At 64.7% G+C, this 21905-nt stretch carries 17 protein-coding genes; 6 read left to right on the top strand and 11 right to left on the bottom strand.

The window, feature by feature from the left end; all coding sequences use genetic code 11:
- Positions 1-24: 24 nt before the first annotated feature.
- The 5 genes from LB554_RS21385 to LB554_RS21365 form a co-directional block, all read right to left on the bottom strand.
- The gene (locus LB554_RS21385) at positions 25-1551 is read right to left on the bottom strand and encodes a malonate--CoA ligase (RefSeq protein ID WP_224586837.1); all 1527 of its coding nucleotides are present in this window, start codon (positions 1549-1551) and stop codon (positions 25-27) included.
- 155 nt (positions 1552-1706) lie between these two features.
- Positions 1707-2444 (bottom strand): GntR family transcriptional regulator, encoded by a 738-nt coding sequence (locus LB554_RS21380; RefSeq protein WP_224586835.1) that lies wholly within the window; start codon positions 2442-2444, stop codon positions 1707-1709.
- Positions 2445-2813: 369 nt separating this feature from the next.
- Positions 2814-3491: a ribulose-phosphate 3-epimerase gene (rpe, locus tag LB554_RS21375; RefSeq protein WP_224586832.1), complete on the bottom strand. Its 678-nt coding sequence runs from the start codon at positions 3489-3491 to the stop codon at positions 2814-2816.
- A gap of 220 nt (positions 3492-3711) precedes the next feature.
- Positions 3712-7560, bottom strand: a complete 3849-nt coding sequence (locus LB554_RS21370) for a DUF11 domain-containing protein (RefSeq protein WP_224586830.1) — start codon at positions 7558-7560, stop codon at positions 3712-3714.
- A 10-nt stretch (positions 7561-7570) separates the two neighbouring features.
- Complete coding sequence (locus tag LB554_RS21365; RefSeq protein WP_224586829.1) at positions 7571-9784, bottom strand: hypothetical protein; 2214 nt, start codon at positions 9782-9784, stop codon at positions 7571-7573.
- A 241-nt stretch (positions 9785-10025) separates the two neighbouring features.
- Here LB554_RS21365 and dnaK point away from each other — a divergent pair, with 241 nt between their 5' ends.
- From dnaK to LB554_RS21335, 6 genes are all read left to right on the top strand, one after another.
- Positions 10026-11942: a molecular chaperone DnaK gene (dnaK, locus tag LB554_RS21360; protein ID WP_015314664.1), complete on the top strand. Its 1917-nt coding sequence runs from the start codon at positions 10026-10028 to the stop codon at positions 11940-11942.
- 223 nt (positions 11943-12165) lie between these two features.
- Positions 12166-13293 (top strand): molecular chaperone DnaJ, encoded by a 1128-nt coding sequence (dnaJ, locus tag LB554_RS21355; RefSeq protein ID WP_015314665.1) that lies wholly within the window; start codon positions 12166-12168, stop codon positions 13291-13293.
- A 104-nt stretch (positions 13294-13397) separates the two neighbouring features.
- Positions 13398-14003 carry a phospholipid N-methyltransferase PmtA gene (gene pmtA / locus LB554_RS21350; RefSeq protein WP_140619794.1) on the top strand — a complete coding sequence of 202 codons (606 nt, stop codon included), beginning with the start codon at positions 13398-13400 and terminating at the stop codon, positions 14001-14003.
- Positions 14004-14184: 181 nt separating this feature from the next.
- A complete protein-coding gene (locus LB554_RS21345) occupies positions 14185-14781 on the top strand; it encodes an NADPH-dependent FMN reductase (protein WP_140711945.1) in 597 nt (198 codons plus the stop codon).
- Between the two features lie 26 nt (positions 14782-14807).
- Complete coding sequence (gene pyrF, locus LB554_RS21340) at positions 14808-15491, top strand: orotidine-5'-phosphate decarboxylase (RefSeq protein ID WP_224586883.1); 684 nt, start codon at positions 14808-14810, stop codon at positions 15489-15491.
- A gap of 16 nt (positions 15492-15507) precedes the next feature.
- Positions 15508-15795 (top strand): DUF1330 domain-containing protein, encoded by a 288-nt coding sequence (locus tag LB554_RS21335; RefSeq protein WP_023781950.1) that lies wholly within the window; start codon positions 15508-15510, stop codon positions 15793-15795.
- Here LB554_RS21335 and LB554_RS21330 read toward each other — a convergent pair.
- From LB554_RS21330 to LB554_RS21305, 6 genes are all read right to left on the bottom strand, one after another.
- Entirely contained in the window at positions 15792-16850 is a 1059-nt protein-coding gene (locus LB554_RS21330) for a D-alanine:D-lactate ligase-like protein (RefSeq protein WP_224586827.1), read from the bottom strand. The two genes, LB554_RS21335 and LB554_RS21330, sit on opposite strands and share 4 nt — an antisense overlap.
- Positions 16851-16989: 139 nt before the next feature.
- Positions 16990-17871 (bottom strand): SMP-30/gluconolactonase/LRE family protein, encoded by an 882-nt coding sequence (locus LB554_RS21325; RefSeq protein ID WP_224586825.1) that lies wholly within the window; start codon positions 17869-17871, stop codon positions 16990-16992.
- Positions 17871-18509 carry a 2-dehydro-3-deoxy-6-phosphogalactonate aldolase gene (locus LB554_RS21320; RefSeq protein WP_140619800.1) on the bottom strand — a complete coding sequence of 213 codons (639 nt, stop codon included), beginning with the start codon at positions 18507-18509 and terminating at the stop codon, positions 17871-17873. The genes LB554_RS21325 and LB554_RS21320 overlap by 1 nt, the downstream gene beginning before the upstream one ends.
- Positions 18506-19465, bottom strand: coding sequence for a 2-dehydro-3-deoxygalactonokinase (locus LB554_RS21315; protein WP_224586822.1), 960 nt, complete (start codon positions 19463-19465; stop codon positions 18506-18508). The genes LB554_RS21320 and LB554_RS21315 overlap by 4 nt, the downstream gene beginning before the upstream one ends.
- Positions 19462-20229: an SDR family NAD(P)-dependent oxidoreductase gene (locus LB554_RS21310; protein WP_015314674.1), complete on the bottom strand. Its 768-nt coding sequence runs from the start codon at positions 20227-20229 to the stop codon at positions 19462-19464. Before LB554_RS21310 ends, LB554_RS21315 begins: the two co-directional genes overlap by 4 nt.
- 169 nt (positions 20230-20398) lie before the next feature.
- Positions 20399-21748, bottom strand: coding sequence for a putative bifunctional diguanylate cyclase/phosphodiesterase (locus tag LB554_RS21305; RefSeq protein ID WP_015314675.1), 1350 nt, complete (start codon positions 21746-21748; stop codon positions 20399-20401).
- Between the last annotated feature and the right edge of the window lie 157 nt (positions 21749-21905).

Below are 21905 nucleotides of genomic sequence, written 5' to 3'. Positions count from 1 at the left end.
CGCGCGCCGGAGCGCGATATCTGCTTAGCCGGCTTTATTTGAGACGTAGAGATCCTTGTAGCTGTCGCGCAAAAGGTTCTTCTGCACCTTGCCCATCGTGTTGCGCGGCAGGTCGTCGACGAAGATCACCCGTTTGGGATGCTTGTACTTTGCCATGCGGCCGGTGATGGCGTCGAGAATCTCGGCCGCGCTGATCCGCGACGCGGGCGAGCGTACGACGACCGCGGTGACGCCTTCGCCGAAGTCCGGATGGGCAAGGCCGATGACGGCGCTTTCCAGGACGCCGTCGAGCGCATCGATCTCGCTTTCGAGTTCCTTCGGATAGACGTTGTAGCCGCCTGAGATGATCAGGTCCTTGCCGCGACCGACAATGTGGACATAGCCGTCGGCGTCGATCATGCCGAGGTCGCCGGTGATGAAGAAGCCGTCGGCGCGGAATTCCGCCTTGGTCTTTTCCGGCATGCGCCAGTAGCCGCCGAACACGTTCGGACCCTTGACCTCGATCATGCCGACCTCGCCCTGGGCGAGCGGCTTGCCGGAATCGGGATCGGCGATGCGCAGCGACACGCCGGGCAAGGGGAAGCCAACCGTGCCGGCGCGCCGCTCGCCCTCATAGGGGTTGGAGGTGTTCATGTTGGTCTCGGTCATGCCATAGCGCTCGAGGATGGCGTGGCCGGTGCTCTCGCGCCAGGCCTTGTGCGTTTCGGCCAGCAGCGGCGCCGAACCAGACACGAACAGCCGGATGTTTTTCGCCGCCTCGCGATCCAGCCCGTCCTGCTGCAGCAGCCTGGTATAGAAGGTCGGCACGCCCATCAGCGCGGTGGCGCGCGGCAGCAGCGAGACGATGCGGCTCGCGTCGAATTTCTGCTCGAACAGCATCGAGGCGCCGGCCATCAGGGTGACGTTGGTGGCGACGAACAGGCCGTGCGTGTGGAAAATCGGCAGCGCGTGGATCAGCACGTCATCCCTGCTGAAACGCCATTGCTCGACCAGCACCCGCGCGTTCGAGGCGAGATTCTCATGGCTGAGCATGGCGCCTTTCGAACGGCCGGTCGTTCCCGACGTGTAGAGGATCGCCGCAAGGTCGTCGGCGCCGCGCTCCACATCGTGGAACTCGGAAGACTGACGCGATGCCTGGTCCGCGAGGGATCCCTGGCCACCGCGGTCGAGCGTGACCACGACGGCACCGGACGGCTCGACCATCCCACGGATGTCCGCCGACCGTGCCGGATCGCAGACGATCACCCGAGGTGCGGCATCCCCAAAGAAATAGCCGAGCTCGGCCAGCGTATAGGCGGTGTTGAGCGGCAGGAAGACGGCGCCGGCGCGCAAGCAGGCGAGATAAAGCAAAACCATCTCCGGGCTCTTCTCGACCTGCACGGTAACCCGGTCGCCGGGCGCGACATCCATTTGCAGGAGCGCATGCGCAAGCTGCGCCGACCGTGCCAGCATGTCGCCATAGGTGAGCGAGCGTCCATCATCGGTTTCCATCAACAAGCGCCCAGGCGCCGGCATCCGGGACCGGAACGCATCGAACAGATGATTGGTCATGAAATCTTCCCAGGTGACGCCGGCCGCGATCTTGGGCGGCACGCGACGAAGAGTTCGCGTTTCCCAGCCCTGCCGTCAAGGCCGCAGCCGGCTGCCCGGCGTCCACCGAAAAGATTCGAGGGATGGGACGGCAGAGGGCGCCGACCAAACAGCCGTCAACGCTGGGCGCGCTTACCCGGACCGGCGGGTGCCTCGCCTTGCCTGAAGCGTTCCATGCACATGGCGGCGGTCAGCTGGTAGTGATCGATCAGGGCCTGGACGGCACCATCCGCATTTCCGTCCAGCGCATTTTCAGCAATCAGCCGGTGTTCGGCGAAATCGTCGCGCTGGATGCTCTCCCCGTCATTGGCCATTTGCCTGTAGCGGTAGGCGTGATCGGAAAGCTGGTCGCAGAAACCAACCAGCCAGTGCGACCGGCACGCCGAGATCAGCACCCGATGGAAAGTGCGATGCACTTTCTCCCACTCCGGATTGAGCGACGAGCTACTTTGCGGCGAAAGCCGTGAGGCCCGCCCCAGGCGATGCAGCGCCAGCACCAATTGTTCTTCCCATTCGGCGGTGCGGTGGGCAACGGATTCGCGCAGCGCCCGCTCCTCGAGCCAGCAGCGCGTGCGCGTCAGTTCCTCGAGTTCCGTCGCGCTGACCGGCATGATGAAAAAGCCACGCTGGTCATGGCGGCCAAGGAGACCTTCGGAGGCAAGGCGATTGAGGGCTTCACGAACCGGAGAGGCACCGGCGCCATACTTGGAAACGACCCACTCGACGCGCAGCTTGCTTTCGGTTTCAAGAGCGCCGCTGAGAAGATCATCACGCAATTGGTGATAGACCGTGCTAGCAAGCGTGCTCTTGGCTCCTGTGCCGTCGTCGTTCAGATTGGCAGCTCCGTATGTCAAAAGCGACTCCTTGTCCCCTTACTGTCGTCTTGGGCAATTCGAGTCCGAAATTCTCTCTCCGTACGCGTACCATATAGCGTGACGCTTCCGGCACTCAAGCAGAAGATCGCGCTATTGTACTTTAGGACAATGGAATATACCCAATCCGCGGGGCCGATCGCGAGAATTCGAATATTTCTACAACCAGCAGAAGTTTAACGTGTTTTGTATGCACGCAGGATCATCTGTTTCTTGTGCTCCCATGCGAGCATCTTTTCTGTCGCGCGCAAAGACAGCGGACGACTGCCCGAATCAGATCGTCGCGCAACCTGATTCGGATGTACAACGACGCCGATCCGTAGCAATTGGTGCCGGAATGACCGCGCTGTGTCAGCCGGCGGCCTTGTCGGCCGCCGCCCTGATCGCTTCGATATTGGCGCCGTAGGCCTCGACACTGCCACCCCTGAAGATGGCAGCACCGGCCACCAGCACGTCGGCGCCGGCAGCGGTGACCAAGGGGGCGGTTTCCGGCGAGACGCCTCCGTCGATCTCGATGCGGATCGGCCGGTCACCGATCAGCGCCTTGATCCTTCTCACCTTGTCGACCATCGCCGGGATGAAGGCCTGCCCGCCGAAACCCGGATTGACGGTCATGATCAGGATCAGGTCGAGCCGGTCGAGCACATATTCGATCGCCGTTTCCGGCGTCGCCGGATTGAGCGACACGCCCGCCTTCTTGCCGAGGTTCCTGATTGTCTGCAGCGAGCGGTCGAGATGCGGCCCGGCCTCGGCATGCACCGTCATGCCGTCGCAGCCGGCTTCGGCAAAGGCGGCGAGGTAGGGATCGGCTGGAGCGATCATCAGGTGGCAGTCGAAAAAGGCCTTGGTGCGATTGCGGATCGCCTTGATGACAGGCGGGCCGAAGGTGATGTTTGGCACGAAATGCCCATCCATCACGTCGAGATGGATCCAGTCGGCACCGGCCGCCGCCACCGCCTCGACCTCGTCACCGAGCTTCGAGAAATCCGATGCCAGCACCGACGGTGCGATCAAGGTTTTTTTGCTCATGTCGCGGCCTTTCCGGGCGCCCTTTTGATACGATCGCTGCGTACCGACTGCCTAAAGCGCTCCCGCGGACTTGTCGAGGGCGCCAGTACAGCGGTTCCACAGGCAGGGGTAACGTCGCGGCGTTCCCGATCCTGTCGCCGCCAACCTCCGCCTGCCTGGATCATGAAGAAAGACCCGCCGGATTGCTCCAGCGGGTCTTCGTCTGGCGTCGCGCGGGTGCCTATTGCTGCTGAAGCTTCAGCACCCTGTTTGGCACCGGGTCCTGCTGCTGGTCGATCGGCTGCCTGCGCCGCGGCAGCAATTGCAGCAACTGGCCCGGATCGATTTCCAGCGATGGCTGCCCGCGCATCGGCCGGCAGTTCGGATACCGCCCGACCATGCCTTCCGGACAGTGCCGCGTGAAGATCGGCTGGCACTGGCCGTTGACCATCTGCGAGCCCGGCGCGCACTCGCTCTCTTGCCTGAGCTTGCGGCATGCGCCGTCGATCACCTCGGTCCCACGCGGGCAGACGCATTCGCCGCGCTTGTTGTGGACCTGGCCGCGTATGTCGCACTGCTCCAACCGCGGCTGCTTGCGCCGACAGGCATTGCCTTGCACCTCGGTACCCCTCGGGCAAACGCAATTCCCGTCAGAGTCATGGACCTGGCCACGGATGGTGCACTGGTCAGGCTTCGGCCTGATCGGCCGGCAGGCCCGGTCTCGCACCTCTGTGCCTTGCGGGCAGACGCAGTCCCCGTCCGCATTGTGGACCTGGCCACGGATGGTGCACTGCTCGGGCTTCGGCCGGACCGGACGGCAGGCGCCATTGCGCATCTCGGTGCCTTGCGGGCAGACGCAATCGCCATCGGCATTGCGGACCTGGCCAGGAATGCGGCACTGCTGCGGCTTTGGCCGGATCTGGCGGCAGGCCCGGTCTCGCACCTCGGTGCCTTGCGGGCAGACACAGTCCCCGTCCGCATTGTGGACCTGACCACGGATGGTGCACTGCTCGGGCTTGTCGGTCCCGACGCATTTTCCGTTCTCCAGCTCCGTGCCGCGCGGGCAGACGCAACGTCCGTCCTCGGTGCGGATCTGGCCTTCGAGCAGCACGCAGCGCGGCGGAGGTGGCAGCGGCAGAAGGTTGGTGCATTGCCCGTTGCGGAAGGTGGTGCCTTCCGGGCAGACGCAGCGGCCGGCATCGTTCATGACGAAGCCCGGCGAGCACTGGTTCTTTACCTCATGCGTGATGATGAAGGGATGGCACGCATAGGCCCTGCCGCGATCGCCCTGCACGTTGGTCGCGTCGTTGGACAGCACGTCGCCGCCGCCCTGCACCCGTGTGTCGGGAGAGAGCACGCCAACGCAGTTCCGGCCGTTGACGTTGCCCTGCAGGTTGGCAAGACGCCCATCGTCAGGGATGACCACGGTCACACGGTGCGAGCGGCTTTCGCCGGCGCCGAGCGTCAGGTTGGCGATGCAGGAGGCCGGCAAGGTCGTCGGTTCCGGCGAACAGCCGAAGGGCGGCTCGATCGAAGTGATCGCGACGCCTTCCAGCCGGCCAAGCCCATCGACGCCGATCGCGTCGCCGATGCGGACCGGGCCCGAGAAGGGGCTCGTGCCGTCATTGGTGATGGTAATGTCGAACGAGCAGGGCTGGCCCAGCCTGCATTCGCGGTCGCCGGTCTTCTCGACACGAATGGTCGAGGAGCCGCCGCCCTTGGCGCAGGCCTGGCCGATCGGGTAGACGACGTCGTCGCCCTGCGCCGGCCCATAGGAGCCGCGCGCGCAGTTCTCGAATTCGCCATTGGCCGAAACCGTCACGTCGAAGTGCCTGGAGGTTCCGGGCGTCATGACGGCGCCCGGTATCTGGCACGACAACGCATTGGCCGGAACCGGTCCGCATGCCCATTCCGCGCCGTCAGGGGTTACGGTCTGGATCTGGACAGGCGCTCCGCCCGACACCAGCGTGGCGGCATCGTTGACCCGCACCGGACCGGTGGGGGCAGCCGTGCCGACATTGGCGACGGTGATGCGGCAGGACACCAGCGCCGCGCCGGCCAGCGAACCGTTGCACACCTTGGTGATGCGCAAGGCCGGCTGGCCGCTGTTGGGACGGCGGATGCGTTCCTTGGCGCAGGCCTTGTTGTTGGTGAGATCGACCTCACCGGGGATGGCCTTCACCTCGGCGCAGTTCTCGACCGTGTCGGACCGGTAGCCGGCCGGCATGACCGCCTTGACGAAGATCGGTGTCGAGGCGCCCGCGGGTAGCGAGATGCCGGCATTGTCGCAGCGGAACTGGCCGGGGCCGTTGGGGCCGCATGTCCAGGGCGGGCTCGGGCCGAAGGTGGAGGACGCCGGCGCGCCGCCGGGGTAGTTGTCGATCACCGTCAGCGGCCCATTGTAGGTCGATGTGCCGTTGTTGATGATGTCGATGATGAAGGTGCAGACGCCGTCGGCGGTGCAGACTTCGGTGCGGGCACGCTTCTTGAGAATCAGGTCGACCTTCTTCTCGACCGGCGGCTGGCAATCCGGATTGCGATCGCCGCGCCGGCAGATCGGGATCGACGCGCAGCCCCGGTCATTGGCCTGGCTGCCGAACAGCGGCTTGCCGCTGGCGCCGTAATTGTAGGTGGCGCAGTTGCGCAGCACGCTGCCTTGCCAGCCTCCGGCCGGCTTGAAGCCGAGCTTGAGGTCGACAAAGGCTCCCGGAGCGAGCGTGGTCACCGGGTAGGTGCACGTCATCGGGGTGGTTCCCGGCGCGCAGACCCAGGGCGGATTGGGCCCTGAACTCAGCGTCGAGCCGGCCGGCAGCGTCACCTCGTCGAGCACGATCTTACCGTTGTAAGGCGCTGTGCCGACATTGGTGACCCGGATGGTGAAGTCGCAGCCGCCGCCCATCGTGCAGCGTGTGACGTCGGCATGCTTTTCGACCTTGAGGTCCGGTTCCTTATCCCTGGGTGGGCACCTCTGGTCACGCGGGATGACGATGTCGATGGTTTGCGTGCAGCACAGGCCCCAGCCCTCCTTCGGTCCGGCATAGGTCTCGATACCGGTGACGATGAGGTGGATGACGTCGCCGGGTGACGCGCCGACGATCTTCCAGTTGAGCACGCCGCCGCCCGCCGGCACCTTCTGGGTGTCGGGGATGATGCTGATGCCTGGCGAGGTCGTCGACACCTGCACCCATTTGCCGCCCATCTCGGGGCCGACAGGCATGTGGTAGATGAAGGCGCCACCGCCGGGCACGCAGTCGACCGTGCCGCGTTCGACCTTGAAACACTCATGGTCGGTTGGAGGTGGAGGTTGCTTGTCGCATTTGGTGAGGTCGATCCGGATCGAGGTCTTTTCCCCGGTCGCGATGTTGCCGTCGTCCGGCTTGCCCGGATCCTGCGACGGGATGATGGTGCCCGTGCCGGTGCCGCCGGTGACCTTGATCATGCCCTGGTTGTCGACGTTGACCGGCGCTGGAAACGCGGCGTGGTCGATCTTGGCGGTGATGCGGAAGGTGATGACGCGTTCGTTCAGTGCGCCCGAGCCATCGAGATCGCTGGCGGAAATCCGGAAATCGGAAACCGTTGCCGTGTCGTTGGGGCCGGCCGAATTGCTTACGACAGCGCCCGGCAAGGCCCCACCCGATGCATCGGTGCCGTCGCCGGAGACTGTCACATTGACGATCGAAAGACCGTGCGGAAGCTGGTCCTTGAAGTCGAGCTTGGCTTTCTTCAGCGCCGCCTCGAGGGCAGGATTGGCAAAGCCTTGCGGATTGCCGCGCAGTCCGAAGGTCAAGGTATAGAAGACATAGTCGCAACTGCGCTGGCCACCGGTCTTGGTGAAGAACGGCACGACACGTCCGGGTTCCGGGTTGATGATGCGCGGATTGTCGAGCTGCAGCGGCTGCACATCCTGGCTGGTGACAGCCTGGACGGTCTGGGCGGCGGATGCCGGCAGTGCGGGCGCAAGGGCGACCGCGATCCCGGCCGCCATCAGCCAGCGCGCGCCGCGCCTGGCGAGTGACAGGGGTTTCATGATCGTCTCCATGACGGTTTTTGGGGATTTGGCCGCGAGCGGGGATGGGGCAAGACTGTTCATCTTTGCCTCCTCAACGTTCGCAGCTGACGGCTGGGGTCCGGAGCGGCAAGGTCATCTTGCAGCAAGGGTAGTAGCCACCCTTGTCCTTGTCGGACTTCCTGTAGAAGCAGAGTCCAACATCCACTCTGTCGCCCGGATAGTGGCCGGTGATGTCGATCGTGTAAGGCTTGCCCGGCGCATGCGACATAGGTGAGGTCACAGCGACGCCTGGCGTCCTGGATTGGGCCTTGATCGAATCGCCGCCGAAGCCGGCATGGTCATGGAGATAGAGATCGGCCTCGAGACCGCGCGGCGTGCAGTAATACTGCACGTCCTCGACATCGAGACACGGAGGCAGATTGCCCGGCGGTAGGAAATCCGGCGGGTAGAAGGGGGGCTCATAGCCGCCCGGTATGTCCTCATAATAGCCGGCCCGGCCCTCGCAGGGATGCCAGACGGCGACGTCGCCGACATGGCCTTCCACTTCGGGATCCTCGAAATAGCCGTCGAAATCGACGAACCAGGAGCCGAAGGGCGGCACGTTGGCCGGCTTGACCAGCTCCTTGGGCGTGATCTGCACGCCGTGCACGGCAAGCGGCCCGCCCGCGGCGAGCCTTTCGGCGAACTCGGGGTTGTCGCGCAATTTGTCGCCTGTGCTGACCAAGGTCTGGGTGCAGACCGAGGTGTCGAGATTGCCGTCGGCATCGTAGCCATATTGCAGATCGAGGCCGCCGGCCGACTGCCTGTTGCCTTGCGGGAAGCCGGCCGCATATTCCTGCGGCGCTTCCACCCAGACCGATTCCGTCGAGGGATCGTCGGGATTTTCCCTGAAGTAGCGGATGACCTCGCCTTTGCCGGAATCGGCGAAGCGGCTGTAATCATAGCGGTTTTCGATCGGGCCGCGCTGGGCGAGATACATGAAGCCGCTGTTGTCGAAAGCGATGTCGGTGACGGCGTAGTCCTTGTCGGCCTTCACAGTCAGTTCCCAGCGGGGATCGCCGGCGAAGGTGCCGTCTCGGGCAATGCCCACCGACCAGATTTCCGACTTTTCGCCAACCGAATAATAGAGCCGGCCGCCATTATAGGAGACGGCCCAGACGCGACGCTCGTCCTGGGTGTAGCCCCAGCTGTCGGGGTCCTCGGTGTCGAAGACTGCGCCCTGTACGTCCATCACCGCGCCATCGTCGGCGACCGGGGCCAGCCCATGCGTCGGCCGGCCGGCGACGCCATGGTCGAACGTGTCGACCAGTCTGCCGCCGGCGTCAATGCGATGGATCAGGCCGGTGTCGAGATCGGAGGCAAAGAACTGCCGGTGGGCGGGATCGAAGGTGATATTGCCGATGCCAGGTCCGCTGTTGGTGTCGATGTCGGCGAATTTGGCGACCTGGCCGGTGATGCCGTCGATCTTCCAGATGGTGCCCGGTCCGCCGCCGTTTTCGGTGCCGAACTGGCCCTCCATGAAGGTGGCGCCCGCCGTGCCGCGGCGCTGCCGCTCCGGCCTGCCGTCCTTGTCTGCGTCCGGCGTGACGATCTCAATGCCATGCAGCGAGGTGGCGGCGGCATAGAGGTTGGGAACGCCAGAGGGCACACCGTCGCGCACGCCGTCATCATAGGTGAGGCCGAACACCTCGCCGATCTGGCCTGCTGTCACCTCGAAAGGCGGCGGCGTGAAAACGAGCTGGCCCGAGGCCGGACCACCCAGGTGTGAAACGTCGAAGACGCGCAAGGTGGCGCGCGAGATGTCGATGAAGGTCTCGTCGACCGGATCGACGCCGGGCGGCAACCCCTCGTCGACATTGGGGATGATGGTGCCGGGAAAGCCGGTGACCGCCATCGAGCCTGGATAGATGATCTGGGTTTCCTGCGCTTGGGCGGTGGCGCCCAGCCACAGGCTGGCGGCAAGCGCCAGAGCCAGCAGGCCGCCGGCCTGCAAGGCACCGCGCAAGCGGTTGTCGAACTCAAGAAAAGGCACGAACGCGCCGCGGATGCGAGACATGACACTACCCCCGTAGTCCAGGGGAGAGACGTCCGGACTTGCCGCGCAAATCAGGGCAAGGCGCGGTGGTCCGGCTCGTTCTTCCCTGATCGAATTGTCTGCTTTCCTCACAGTGACGATACGCCTGCTCCTGCGCAGGGTCAACGGAATCAGCGGGAAGCCCAGCGCATCGACCCCGTCCCGAAGGCGGTGGTCGCGCCGAGCTCCTGTTGGTCCCGGAGACCATGGAGCCTCTGGGTTGCTGGTCATGGGGGGCTTCCTTTCCGGGGCCGCACCATGCGGCACCTGGACATCAGTCGCGGGCCGGCGCGGAAAGGTTCATGGAAGCGTTGCGCAGAATGCTTGCGCGCGATGCCGCCTGTTCTTATATACGCGCCAAGCCGTGCGGCGCCGGAGAACCGGTGGGTGGACGGTATTTCTTGTGAACAGGGGCTTTCGTCGGAACGCCTTACCGGGTCCTGAGAGCCTGCTTAGCGGAGAGACTAGAAAAATGGCAAAAGTAATCGGTATCGATCTCGGCACCACCAATTCGTGCATCGCCATCATGGATGGCAAGGAGCCGAAGGTAATCGAGAATGCGGAAGGCGCGCGCACGACGCCTTCCATCGTCGCCATCTCGGGCGACGGCGAACGTCTCGTTGGCCAGCCGGCCAAGCGCCAGGCGGTCACCAATCCTGAAAACACCATCTTCGCGGTCAAGCGCCTGATCGGCCGCCGCTATGACGATCCGGTGACGGAGAAGGACAAGAAGCTTGTCCCCTACAAGATCGTCAAGGGCGACAATGGCGATGCCTGGGTCGAGGCCGGCGGCAAGAAGCAGTCGCCCTCGCAGATCTCGGCCATGATCCTGCAGAAGATGAAGGAAACGGCGGAGGCCTATCTCGGCGAGAAGGTCGAGAAGGCGGTCATCACCGTTCCGGCCTATTTCAACGACGCCCAGCGCCAGGCCACCAAGGACGCCGGCAAGATCGCCGGCCTGGAAGTGCTGCGCATCATCAACGAGCCGACAGCGGCAGCGCTCGCCTATGGCCTCGACAAGAAGGAAGGCAAGACCATTGCCGTCTACGACCTTGGCGGCGGCACCTTCGACATTTCGGTGCTCGAAATCGGCGACGGCGTGTTCGAGGTGAAGTCGACCAATGGCGACACGTTCCTCGGCGGCGAGGATTTCGACATGCGCCTGGTCGAGTATCTGGCGGCCGAGTTCAAGAAGGAACAGGGCATCGACCTGAAGAACGACAAGCTCGCCCTGCAGCGCCTCAAGGAGGCGGCTGAAAAGGCCAAGATCGAGCTGTCGTCGACGACGCAGACCGAAATCAACCTGCCCTTCATCACCGCCGACGCGACCGGACCGAAGCACCTGACGCTGAAGCTGACGCGCGCCAAGTTCGAAAGCCTGGTCGAAGACCTCGTCCAGCGCACCATCGAGCCCTGCAAGGCGGCGCTCAAGGATGCCGGCTTGAAGGCTGGCGAGATCGACGAAGTGGTCCTGGTCGGCGGCATGACCCGCATGCCCAAGATCCAGGAGATCGTGAAGCAGTTCTTCGGCAAGGAGCCGCACAAGGGCGTCAACCCGGATGAGGTCGTCGCACTCGGTGCCGCCATCCAGGCCGGCGTGCTGCAGGGCGACGTCAAGGACGTGCTGTTGCTCGACGTGACGCCGCTGTCGCTCGGCATCGAGACGCTGGGCGGCGTGTTCACCCGGCTGATCGAGCGCAACACGACGATCCCGACCAAGAAGAGCCAGGTGTTCTCGACGGCCGAAGACAGCCAGTCCGCCGTGACCATCCGCGTCTTCCAGGGCGAGCGTGAAATGGCCGCCGACAACAAGGCGCTTGGCCAGTTCGACCTGGTCGGCATTCCGCCGGCGCCGCGCGGCGTGCCGCAGATCGAGGTCACGTTCGACATCGACGCCAACGGCATCGTCAACGTCTCGGCCAAGGACAAGGGCACCGGCAAGGAGCACCAGATCCGCATCCAGGCTTCGGGTGGACTTTCCGACGCCGACATCGAGAAGATGGTCAAGGATGCCGAGGCCAATGCCGATACCGACAAGAAGCGTCGGGCCGTGGTCGAGGCCCGCAATCAGGCCGAAGCCCTGGTGCATTCGTCGGAGAAGTCGCTGAAGGAATATGGCGACAAGGTCTCGGAGACCGAGCGCACGGCGATTTCGGACGCGATCGCAGCACTGAAGACCGCTGCCGAGGGCGACGACCCGGCCGACATCGAGGCCAAGAGCCAGGTGCTTGCCGAAGCTTCCATGAAGCTTGGCCAGGCCATGTACGAGGCCTCGCAGAAGGAAGCGGCGGAAGCCGACGCCAAGGCGGATGCCGCCAAGGACTCCGACGTGGTCGACGCCGATTTCGAGGAAATCGACGAAGACGACGACAAGAAGAAGTCGGCCTGAGCGGCCTGACGGCAAGATAATGCGAAAAGCCCGGCGCAAGGCCGGGCTTTTTTTGCAACCCTCGCTGAAAAAGTGCGAGCACCGCCGAAAAAATCACTGAAAACCACGGACAAGTTCGCGCCGGCCCTAGCATACGGGCAGCACCGCTCCTAAATCGAAACAACGTGCCGGCAAACGACGCAACATTGCATCACGACGTTGAGCATCCGGACTGCGGGAAAAAATGAAAGCTGATTTCTACGAAACGCTGGGCGTGCAGAAGGGCGCCGACGAGAAGGAGCTCAAGAGCGCTTTTCGCAAGCTGGCCATGCAATTCCATCCCGACCGCAACCCCGGCGATCATTCCTGCGAGCACAAGTTCAAGGAAATCAACGAAGCCTACGAGACGCTGAAGGACCCGCAGAAGCGCGCGGCCTATGACCGTTTCGGCCATGCCGCCTTCGAGCAGGGTGGGATGAATGGCGCGCAGGGCTTTGGCGCCGGCGGCTTCGCCGACATCTTCGAGGACATTTTCGGCGACATGATGGGCGGCCGCCAGCGCCGCTCTTCCGGTGGCCGCGAGCGCGGCGCAGACCTGCGCTACAACATGGAAATCTCGCTGGAGGAAGCCTTCGCGGGAAAGACCGCGCAAATCCGCGTGCCGGCTTCGATCTCCTGCACCGAATGCTCCGGCAGCGGCGCCAAGCCGGGCACCCAGCCGGTCACCTGCTCGATGTGCAACGGCCACGGCAAGGTGCGCGCCACGCAAGGGTTTTTCTCGATCGAGCGGACCTGCCCGCAATGCCAGGGCCGTGGCCAGACAATCAAGGATCCCTGCCCGAAATGCGCCGGCCAGGGCCGTGTCACCGAGGAGCGTTCGCTGTCGGTCAACATCCCGGCCGGCATCGAGGACGGTACCCGCATCCGCTTGGCCAATGAGGGTGAGGCCGGGCTGCGCGGCGGGCCATCGGGCGACCTCTATATCTTTCTGGCGGTCAAGCCGCACGAATTCTTCCAGCGCGACGGCGCCGATCTTTATTGCAAGGTGCCGATCTCGATGACCACCGCCGCACTTGGCGGCTCCTTCGAGGTGACGACGCTCGACGGCACGCAGACCAAGGTGAAGGTGACCGAAGGTACGCAGAACGGACGCCAGTTCAGGCTCAAGGGCAAGGGCATGCCGGTGCTGCGCCAGCCCAATGTCGGCGACCTCTACATCCAGACCGCGGTCGAGACGCCGCAGAACCTGTCGCGCCGCCAGCGCGAATTGCTGGAAGAGTTCGAACAGCTTTCCTCGCAGGACAATTCGCCCCAATCGAGCGGCTTTTTCGCCCGCATGAAGGACTTTTTCGAGTCTTTCGGCGAGCGTTGAGACGCGACGAAAACTATCTTATCCACGCCATAGGCAAGGCCGCGCCTTGCCTTGCGTCATCCAGATGTTAAGTAGTTTCAAGGGGCGCGCTGAGGAGAGCTTGCATGGCACGTGGTCACGGACTGCGGAAGGCGTTTGCCGAGAAGTTCGACGACGAACTCAAATTCTTCAAGGGCTGGATCGACAAGCCGAAGACGGTCGGCTCGATCGTTCCGACCAGCTCGATCACCGCGCGCAAGATGGCCTCGATCGTCAATCCCAAGTCCGGCCTGCCGGTGCTCGAGGTCGGCCCCGGCACCGGTGTCATCACCCGCGCCATCCTCGCCCAGGGCGTGCGGCCCGAAAACCTCTACGCGATCGAATATTCCACCGATTTCGTGCGCCACCTGCGCCAGCTCTACCCCGGCGTCAACGTCATCGAGGGCGATGCCTTCAACCTCAACGCCACGCTTGGCGAGAGGAGCGGGATGATCTTCGACAGCGTCGTTTCCGGCGTGCCGCTGCTCAATTTCCCGGTCGCCCAGCGCATCGCCTATATCGAGAGCCTGCTCGACCGCATTCCGGTCGGACGGCCGATCGTGCAGCTGACCTATGGTCCGATGTCGCCGATCCCGGCCGGCCGCGGCGACTACACGGTGAAGCATTTCGACTTCATCTTCCGCAACATCCCGCCGACGCAGCTGTGGATCTACCGGCGCGAGGCGCATTAGAAGAGAAGGCAGTAGGGCAGTAAGGGAGTAGGGGGGAAAAGATTGGCCAGGGAAACGTTTCTACTGCCCTACTGCCCTACTGCCCTACTGCCCTACTGCCCTACTGCCCTACTGCCTTTCCCCATCCAGCCGTTGATTTGATCGAACCTTGGCTGTACGTGTCCCAGAACAAGGGTGGCCAATGGCAGTGATCCCGAAAATCCTCGTCTTCGCCGGCTCGGTGCGCAGCGGCGCCTATAGCGGCAGGACCGCCGACGTGGCACAGAAGGAACTTGCGGTGCAAGGTGCCGAGGTGACCCGTATTTCGCTTGCCGATTACCCCTTGCCGATCCTCGACGAGGACCTGGAGAAGGAAAACGGCGTTCCGGAAAACGCCCAGAGACTGGCGCGGCTGATATCAGCCCATGACGGGCTGCTGATCGCGACGCCGGAATATAACGGTTCGATCCCGCCGCTGCTCAAGAACACGATCGACTGGGTGAGCCGGGTGCGACGGGATGGCGGCCGGTCGGTCAGGCCGCTTGCCGGCAAGGTCGCCGGCCTCTGCTCGTCCTCCAACGGGCACTTCGCCGGCATCCGCTGCATCAACCATTTGCGTGCCGTGCTGGTGCGCTGCCAGATGGAAGTGGTGACACCGGAATGCTCGGTGCCGGAGGGTGGCGACGCCTTCGACGGGGACGGCCATTTCCGTGACGAAAGACTGCACAAATCGATGGAGCACCTATGCCGCACGCTGATCGAAACCTCGCGCATGCTGTCGACCAGGGTCGAGGCGTGACCGCCGCACCCCTGCAGCCTCATTCCATGCAGGAGCGATTGATCGTCGGCCTCGACGTGCCGACCGTGAAGGAGGCCGAGCAGGCGGTGCGCGAGCTCGAAGGCGTCGTCTCCTTCTACAAGATCGGCTATCAGCTGGCTTTTGCCGGCGGCATCGACTTCGCCAGGGAACTGGCCAGCGGCGGAACGAAAATCTTCCTCGACATGAAGCTGCTCGACATCGACCACACGGTGGCCAAGGGCGTCGAGAACATCGTCAGGATGGGCATGACCATGCTGACCATCCACGCCTATCCCAAGGCGATACAGGCGGCGGTGGAGGCGGCGCGCGGCAGCGAGCTTTGCCTGCTCGCCGTCAGCGTGCTGACCTCGATGGACGAGCAGGACATGATCGATGTCGGCTATGAATACGACCCGCACACGCTGGTGCTGCGGCGGTCCGAACAGGCGCTCCATGCCGGCATGGGCGGCATCGTCTGCTCGGCCGCGGAAGCCGAAGCGGTGCGCCGCATCGTCGGCCCTGACATGGCGGTGGTGACGCCGGGCATCCGGCCGCCCGGCAGCGACCATGGCGACCAGAAACGCGTGGTAACGCCGGCGCAAGCGGTCCGCAACGGCGCCAGCCATCTTGTGGTGGGCCGCCCGATCGTCGCGGCAAACGACCGCCGCGCGGCAGCGCAGGCGATCCTCGACGAAATGCGCTCCGCGTAGAACAAGGGAGAGAACAATGCCGAAGGGATACTGGATCGCCCGCGTCGATGTGCGCGACGCCGAAGGCTACAAGGATTACGTCGCGGCGGCAAAACCAGCTTTCGAGCGCTTCGGCGCGAAATTCCTGGCCCGCGGCGGCGAGCATGAGAAAGCCGAGGGCCCAGGGCGGGCGCGCAATGTGCTCATCGAGTTCGAATCGCTCGCCGCCGCGCATGACTGCTACCACTCGCCGGAATATCAGCGCGCGGTGGCCATCCGCCAGAAGGTCGCCGACGGCGAGATCGTCTTGGTCGAGGGTATCTAGCGCAAAAGCCTGTTCGCCGCGGTTTCAGCCATCGCGTCGGCCAAGCTCAACCCCCATTGCCGGCGGCAATAGGCGCGGAAGTCGAAACAGGGCAGGCCGGGACAGACCTCGAATTCGATCAGGTGAACCGTGTCGTCGGCCTCGACGCGCAGGTCCATGGAAAACACGTCGCGCAGGCCGAGCCCGGTGATCAGCCGTTCGGCGATCCCCCTGATCCTCGCATCGGCCGCCGGCTGGCTGTCCGCGACCACAGCGAGTTCGGGTTCGGCGTATTGCCCGGCAGCCTTCGCCGCCTCGCCGGTCTCGCCATAGAGCGCCAAACTGTCTTCCATGGTCTGGAAATCACCTCCCGACTCGACAAAGGCGACGCCGAGCGCTTCGACCCCGGTATCCGGCATCAGCCCAAGGAAGCTGGCGCGGACGTTGCGGCCGGCGACATAGGGCTGAACGACGGCATCGTCGCGATAACAGGCGAAAACACGCCGGCTAAGCTCCAGCGCGTGAGCGAGATCAGTTACGCGCGAATCCGGCCAGATGCCGATCTTGGCGCCGAGCCGGTTGGGCTTGACGAACCAGCCGGCGGCGGAGGCCGGCGCCTCGACCAGCCATTTGCCATCCCGCGCGAGACCGGCCTGCGGCACCGGCAGGTCGAGCGCGCCAAGCACGGCGCCGGAGCGGAACTTGTCCTGGCAGAGCGCGAACAGCGAATCGTCGGCTCCGATAGTGTTGAAACCGCTCAGTCTTGCCAAAGCGGGTGCCGCGCCGCCACGGAAATAGGCGACGCCGTCGGTCAGCGTCCAGACCAGCGCGCTTCGCGGATCCTCCCCGTCGAGCACCTTGGCCGCATCGTCGAGCACCACCGGCGCAAAGGACAGGCCGCGCGCCTCGCAGGCGGCGGCTAGTGCATCGAATTCGAGAGCGAGATCGGTCGACTGCGCCAGATAGGACGAGATTTCGGCGGCACGCCGCGATGCATGACCGTCGGCGAGCAAGCGGTCGAAACAAGCCTTTTCAGGCTCGTGGACAAGGACCAGTTTCGGCTTGTGCGTTGGCATGATGTGGCGGTTCCCGACGGTGCGATGACCTACCATCGCACGGCCCGCACAATCGGCTTTCGCGAAATCGACGCGCCCCGGGCGCCTGTGTGACAGCGCCAGGATTGCGACCGTAGCCCCGGGTCCGCGTCCGGCAATGTCAGGCGATCAGCACGCGCGGTTCCAGGCGGCCATTGACAGGAATGTCGAGCAGGAAGGTCATGCCGCCCTGCAGGTCGAGCAGACGCTGCTTTTCATTCTTGCCCGACCAGGCCGAGGTCACGGCCAGCCGATCGGCATTCCTGCCGACGAAGGCCGGGCAGGATGGCTGCGTCACCGGCATTGCGACCGTGCGGACGAGCTCGCCGTCCGGCCCATAGGCCTCGATGACGCTGCCGCCCCAGACGGCGTTCCACAGGATGCCGTCGCGGTCGAGCACCGAACCGTCGATATAGCCCTTGGCCGAGCGGTGATCGACGAAGATCTTCGGCTCGCCGACGGGCAGGCCGGTCGCCGGATCGCAGGCAACGCGCATCAGCAATCCGGTCGAGGTGTCGGTGTAGTAAGCAAGCGTGCCGTCTGATGAAAAGCAGATCGAGTTCGAGACGGTGATATCCGAAAACAGGCGGCGCAGTTCGCCTTTGAAAAACCAGTAGATCGAGCCCGCGCCCTTCTCCTCGCCCTTGCCCATGGTACCGACCCACAAGGCACCGCAGGGATGGACGCGGGAATCGTTGGAACGGGTGACCGGGTTGTCGGCCTCGATGGCGGTGTGCAGCGTCATTCCGCCGGTGGCGACGTCGCGGACAAAAAGCCCGGTTTCGGTGGCGATCAGCTGTCGCTTGTCATCGATGATGGCGATCGCGCTTGCCATCCGGCCAAGCTCGTGGATTTTCAGCGCGCCGCCGGACAGCTGCTTCTCCAGAAGCTGGCCGTTGACGATGTCGAACCAGAATAGCGCATCCGTGCCGGGATCGTAACTTGGCCCTTCGCCGAGTTGGCAGACATGATCGGAAAAGACGGAAACGATCGGTTCACTCATCATGCTTCTCCGAATACCGCATCCCAGGCAGCGACGGCTGCGTAGGCGCGCGCCGCCACATCATCGACGCTCATGCCTGGCTTGAACAGGCTGGAGCCGAGCCCGAAGACCGTCACGCCAACCGCCTTGTAGCCGGCAAAGTCCTTTTCCGAAACGCCACCGACCGCGCCGACCAGAGTCTGCGCCGGCAGCACGGCCCGGATCGCGGAAATGCCCGATGCGCCGAGCACGCTGGCGGGGAAGAATTTCAGCGCCGAGGCGCCGAGCCGGATCGCCTGGAAGGCCTCGGTGGGGGTGAACACGCCGGGCATGGTGACCATGCCGTAGTGCGCGGCGCGGCCCATCACCTCGGCATCGATGTTGGGGCTGACCAGCAGTCGTCCGCCGGCCGCGTGAAGACTATCGACGTCGGCCGCGGTCAGCACCGTGCCGGCGCCGACCAAAGCTGTCTTCGGCAGCACTTGAACAAGCCTGGCGATCGACGAAAACGGCTGGGGCGAATTGAGCGGCACCTCGATAGCCTCGATGCCGGCATCGAACAATGCCTGGCCGATGGCGATCGCCTCGCTTGCCTTGAGGCCACGCAGGATGGCGACCAGACCGCGCTTGAGTTTTGGAAAGGGTGCGGTCTCGGTCATATGGCGGCTCCACTTCTGGCAATCATGCCATTCTCCCGCGCGGCCTCGATGAGACCGGCGCGTACAGCCTCGTCCGCGTCGACTGTCCGCACACCAAGCCCGCCGAGGCCAAGGGCGGCCTGGTAGAGCCCGGCCAGCGCGCCCGAGGCAACCAGCACGACCGATGTCGCGCCGGCGCCATGCCGGCGCCGGGCCGACGCGATCTCGCCGCCGATCAGCAAGCCGGACAGGCAGGCGGCGGCATTATCGGCCTGGAGATCCTGGAGCAGGCCGGCGGCGCGGATGGCAAACAGCCGAGAGGTGACGTCGCCGCCATCGGCCAGCGCTGTTTCGCACCAGCGGCGGAAGAACAGATTGTCTGGAGCAACCGGGCTCGGATGTTCACCCAGCGAATGGCGCAGGATCGAGTGCGCGGCAAGCACTGAAAACAGCTCGCCCGTCGGCCAGGTGCCGAAGCCGGCGACGGCGCCGTCCTCGACCAGCACCCATTTCGAATGCGTGCCGGGCATGCAGACCAGTTCGCGGCCCCTGGCGGGCAGGCCGGCGCCGGCAAGCTGCGTTTCCTCGCCGCGCATGACATCGGGCGCGTCGGCCAGGCGCTGGGCAAGGCCGGGAATGATGCGGATGTCGCGCTTCTGCCCGGGCACCCTAGCGGCGCCGCCGAGAATGGCGCCGAGCGGCGACGGCACGCCGACATAGGGCGCCTCCAGCCAGCCCTGGCGGGAGCCGGCCATGCCGCAGATGATGACTGGCAATTCCTCCGGCGCGCCCATCGCTGCCAGATGGCCCTCCAGAACGTTGGCGAAGCCCTTTTCGCGCGCGGTGATCAGGCCATCGTCGCCGCGCCGCTCGGCAAGCACCTTGCCGCCGCCGTCGATCAGCCAGGCCCGAAGCCGGGTCGTGCCCCAATCGAGCGCCGCGACTGCCGGCACGCTGCTTGCAAACCCGGGGCTCACAGGAAGCCTCCATCGACGATCAGCATCTGCGCGGTCAGCATGCGCGAGGCATCCGAGGCCAGGAACAGCACCGTGCCGACCATGTCGTCCGGCCGCATGACGTCCCTGATGCACTGCTTGGCGACATGGGCGGCAAGCGCCTGTTCAGTGACCCAGAGCTGCTTCTGCCGCTCGGTGATCACCCAGCCGGGCGCGATGGCATTGACGCGGATGCGGTCGGGCCCGAGCTTGCCGGCCAACCCCTTGGTGAGGCCGAGGATGCCGGCCTTGGCGGCGGTGTAGGCCGGTAGGTCGGGATGATTGATCAGATAGGACGTCGAGGTGAAATTGATGATTGAGCCGCCGCCGGCGCGCTTCATGCCCGGCGCCACCGCCTGCGCGGTGAAGAAATGCGGCCGCAGGTTGATCGCCTGGTTATTGTCCCAGAACTCCACCGTCACGTCTTCGACGGCGTGGCGTTCGTCCCAAGCGGCGTTGTTGACCAGCACGGTGACGTCGCCATGCGCTTCGGCCGCCTTCGCGGCGGACGCCCGCAGTGCTTCGATATCGCGCAGATCGGTCCTGAGATAGAGCGGCCGACGGCCGAGCTCTTCCTCGATACGGTCGGCGAGTGCGATGCTGGGCTTGTCGGCGATGTCGATGAAGGCGACCTTGGCGCCCTGGCGCATGAACCCTTCGGTCAATGCCGCGCCGATGCCGGAGCCGCCGCCGGTGATCAGCACCGAAGCGCCTTCGAGGTCGGCAAAACGCGCCGATGGCATCATGATTTTTCGTCTCCCGGGTCAACCGGCGCGCATCCTAGCCAGACACGTCCGGCGGGCAAGGGCGAAAAGACCGATTTCGGGGCTTATGTCTGACAAAAAGGCGATCGCGCCCGCGCTCGACCCCGCCAGGCGGCATCGCCGCATCGCGGGCAGGGCCGAAACCTGCCGCTCAGATCGCCTTGGCGCGCAAGGCGCCACGGAAGGAATCACGGAGGTAGCCCAATGTCGCGTCGGCATCGGCCGGCTTGCCGAACAGATAGCCCTGCCCGCCGGCGCAACCGAACTGGACCAGCCGGTCGGCCTGCGCCTCCTCTTCGATGCCTTCGGCGACCACGTCCATGCCAAGCCCTTCGCACATGGCGAGGATGGCGCGGATGATGTGTTCGGACGGCCGGTCGTCGAGAATGGAGGAGACGAAGGCGCGGTCGATCTTGAGCTTGTCGAAATGGAATTCGCGCAGGCGGCCGAGCGAGGACTGGCCGGTGCCGAAATCGTCGAGCGAGACACGGATGCCGACGCGGCGCAGATCCTCGACGATCTGCGCCGCCGAAGCCGGGTCGTTCATCAGGCCGGTTTCGGTGATCTCGATCTCCAGCCGGCGCGGATCGAAGCCGGTGCGGTCAAGGATCGCCAGTATGTGCAGGCCGGTGTTCTGGTCGACGAGCTGCGAGGGCGACAGGTTGAAGGACAGGAACAGGTCTTTCGGCCAGCTCCTGGCGGCCTCGGTGGCCTTGCGCAGCACGAGCTGCGACAACGGGCCGATGATGCCGCGCTCCTCGGCGATCGGGATGAAGACGGTCGGCGGCACCGCGCCGAGGTCGCGGTCTGTCCAGCGCGCCAGAGTCTCGAAGCCGATGGTGCGGCGCGTGGTGAGATCGACGATCGGCTGGAAATGCGGCTCCACCTCGCCGGCCGAGACGGCGCGGCGCAGCGCCTGCTCGATGCGGGTGACGCGTTTGGCGGCCTCCTCCATCTCGCGGGTGTAGACGACGACGCGGCCGCGGCCGGAGCGCTTGGCATGGTAGAGCGCCGTTTCGGCCTTGTTGATGAGGATCTCGGTGGTCTCGTCGCCGGAATAGAACAATGAGCAGCCGACCGAGGCCGAGAGCCTGGCGGTGCGCTCGCCGACATCGTAGGGCGCCGACAGGATCTCGATCAGCATGCGGGATTTTTCCGCCGCCGCCTCCTCCGAGAACACCAGCGGGTAGAGGAAGGCGAATTCGTCGGCGCCGATGCGGCAGACCGTCGAATGGCCGTCCATCGAGGCGCGCAGCCGCATCGCCACCTGGATCAGGATGTCGTCGCCGGCCTTGTGGCCGAACAGGTCGTTGATCGGCTTGAAACCATCGAGGTCGAGAATGCCGACGGTGAAGGGCGCGGGATCGTCGGAACGGTCGCTGATCAGGCGATCGACCTTGTCGAAGAAGCGGCGATGATTGCCAAGCCCGGTCAACGGATCGGTGAACGCCAGATCCGTGCTTTCCCTGTTTGCCTGACCGGTGCCAAACGGAGTTTGCATCGGTGTCCCTGTTCGTCCTGCTTTTGTCGTCGGAATTTATTTCCAGACTGGCAGCAAACCCTTTAGGAAACGTATCCCACGGACCGATTTTTGTGGCCGGAGCATGATCCCGAAAAGGGGTCCGGCTTTCGCCGCGAGCGGTGCCCAAACCGTAAGC

The organism is Mesorhizobium sp. CO1-1-11, from assembly GCF_020164995.1.
Classification (GTDB): domain Bacteria; phylum Pseudomonadota; class Alphaproteobacteria; order Rhizobiales; family Rhizobiaceae; genus Mesorhizobium; species Mesorhizobium australicum.
Note: the sequence above shows the minus strand (reverse complement) of the source record. Positions and strands in the feature narration are given on the sequence as shown.

What these genes read in the sequence shown, in the direction of transcription:
- LB554_RS21325 (WP_224586825.1), bottom strand. Translation starts at nt 17,871, where the DNA reads ATGAGTGAACCGATCGTTTCCGTCTTTTCCGATCATGTCTGCCAACTC.
- LB554_RS21310 (WP_015314674.1), bottom strand. Translation starts at nt 20,229, where the DNA reads ATGATGCCATCGGCGCGTTTTGCCGACCTCGAAGGCGCTTCGGTGCTG.
- LB554_RS21335 (WP_023781950.1), top strand. Translation starts at nt 15,508, where the DNA reads ATGCCGAAGGGATACTGGATCGCCCGCGTCGATGTGCGCGACGCCGAA.
- LB554_RS21370 (WP_224586830.1), bottom strand. Translation starts at nt 7,560, where the DNA reads ATGAACAGTCTTGCCCCATCCCCGCTCGCGGCCAAATCCCCAAAAACC.
- LB554_RS21345 (WP_140711945.1), top strand. Translation starts at nt 14,185, where the DNA reads ATGGCAGTGATCCCGAAAATCCTCGTCTTCGCCGGCTCGGTGCGCAGC.
- dnaJ (WP_015314665.1), top strand. Translation starts at nt 12,166, where the DNA reads ATGAAAGCTGATTTCTACGAAACGCTGGGCGTGCAGAAGGGCGCCGAC.
- LB554_RS21330 (WP_224586827.1), bottom strand. Translation starts at nt 16,850, where the DNA reads ATGCCAACGCACAAGCCGAAACTGGTCCTTGTCCACGAGCCTGAAAAG.
- dnaK (WP_015314664.1), top strand. Translation starts at nt 10,026, where the DNA reads ATGGCAAAAGTAATCGGTATCGATCTCGGCACCACCAATTCGTGCATC.
- LB554_RS21385 (WP_224586837.1), bottom strand. Translation starts at nt 1,551, where the DNA reads ATGACCAATCATCTGTTCGATGCGTTCCGGTCCCGGATGCCGGCGCCT.
- LB554_RS21305 (WP_015314675.1), bottom strand. Translation starts at nt 21,748, where the DNA reads ATGCAAACTCCGTTTGGCACCGGTCAGGCAAACAGGGAAAGCACGGAT.
- rpe (WP_224586832.1), bottom strand. Translation starts at nt 3,491, where the DNA reads ATGAGCAAAAAAACCTTGATCGCACCGTCGGTGCTGGCATCGGATTTC.
- pmtA (WP_140619794.1), top strand. Translation starts at nt 13,398, where the DNA reads ATGGCACGTGGTCACGGACTGCGGAAGGCGTTTGCCGAGAAGTTCGAC.
- LB554_RS21320 (WP_140619800.1), bottom strand. Translation starts at nt 18,509, where the DNA reads ATGACCGAGACCGCACCCTTTCCAAAACTCAAGCGCGGTCTGGTCGCC.
- LB554_RS21365 (WP_224586829.1), bottom strand. Translation starts at nt 9,784, where the DNA reads ATGACCAGCAACCCAGAGGCTCCATGGTCTCCGGGACCAACAGGAGCT.
- pyrF (WP_224586883.1), top strand. Translation starts at nt 14,808, where the DNA reads ATGCAGGAGCGATTGATCGTCGGCCTCGACGTGCCGACCGTGAAGGAG.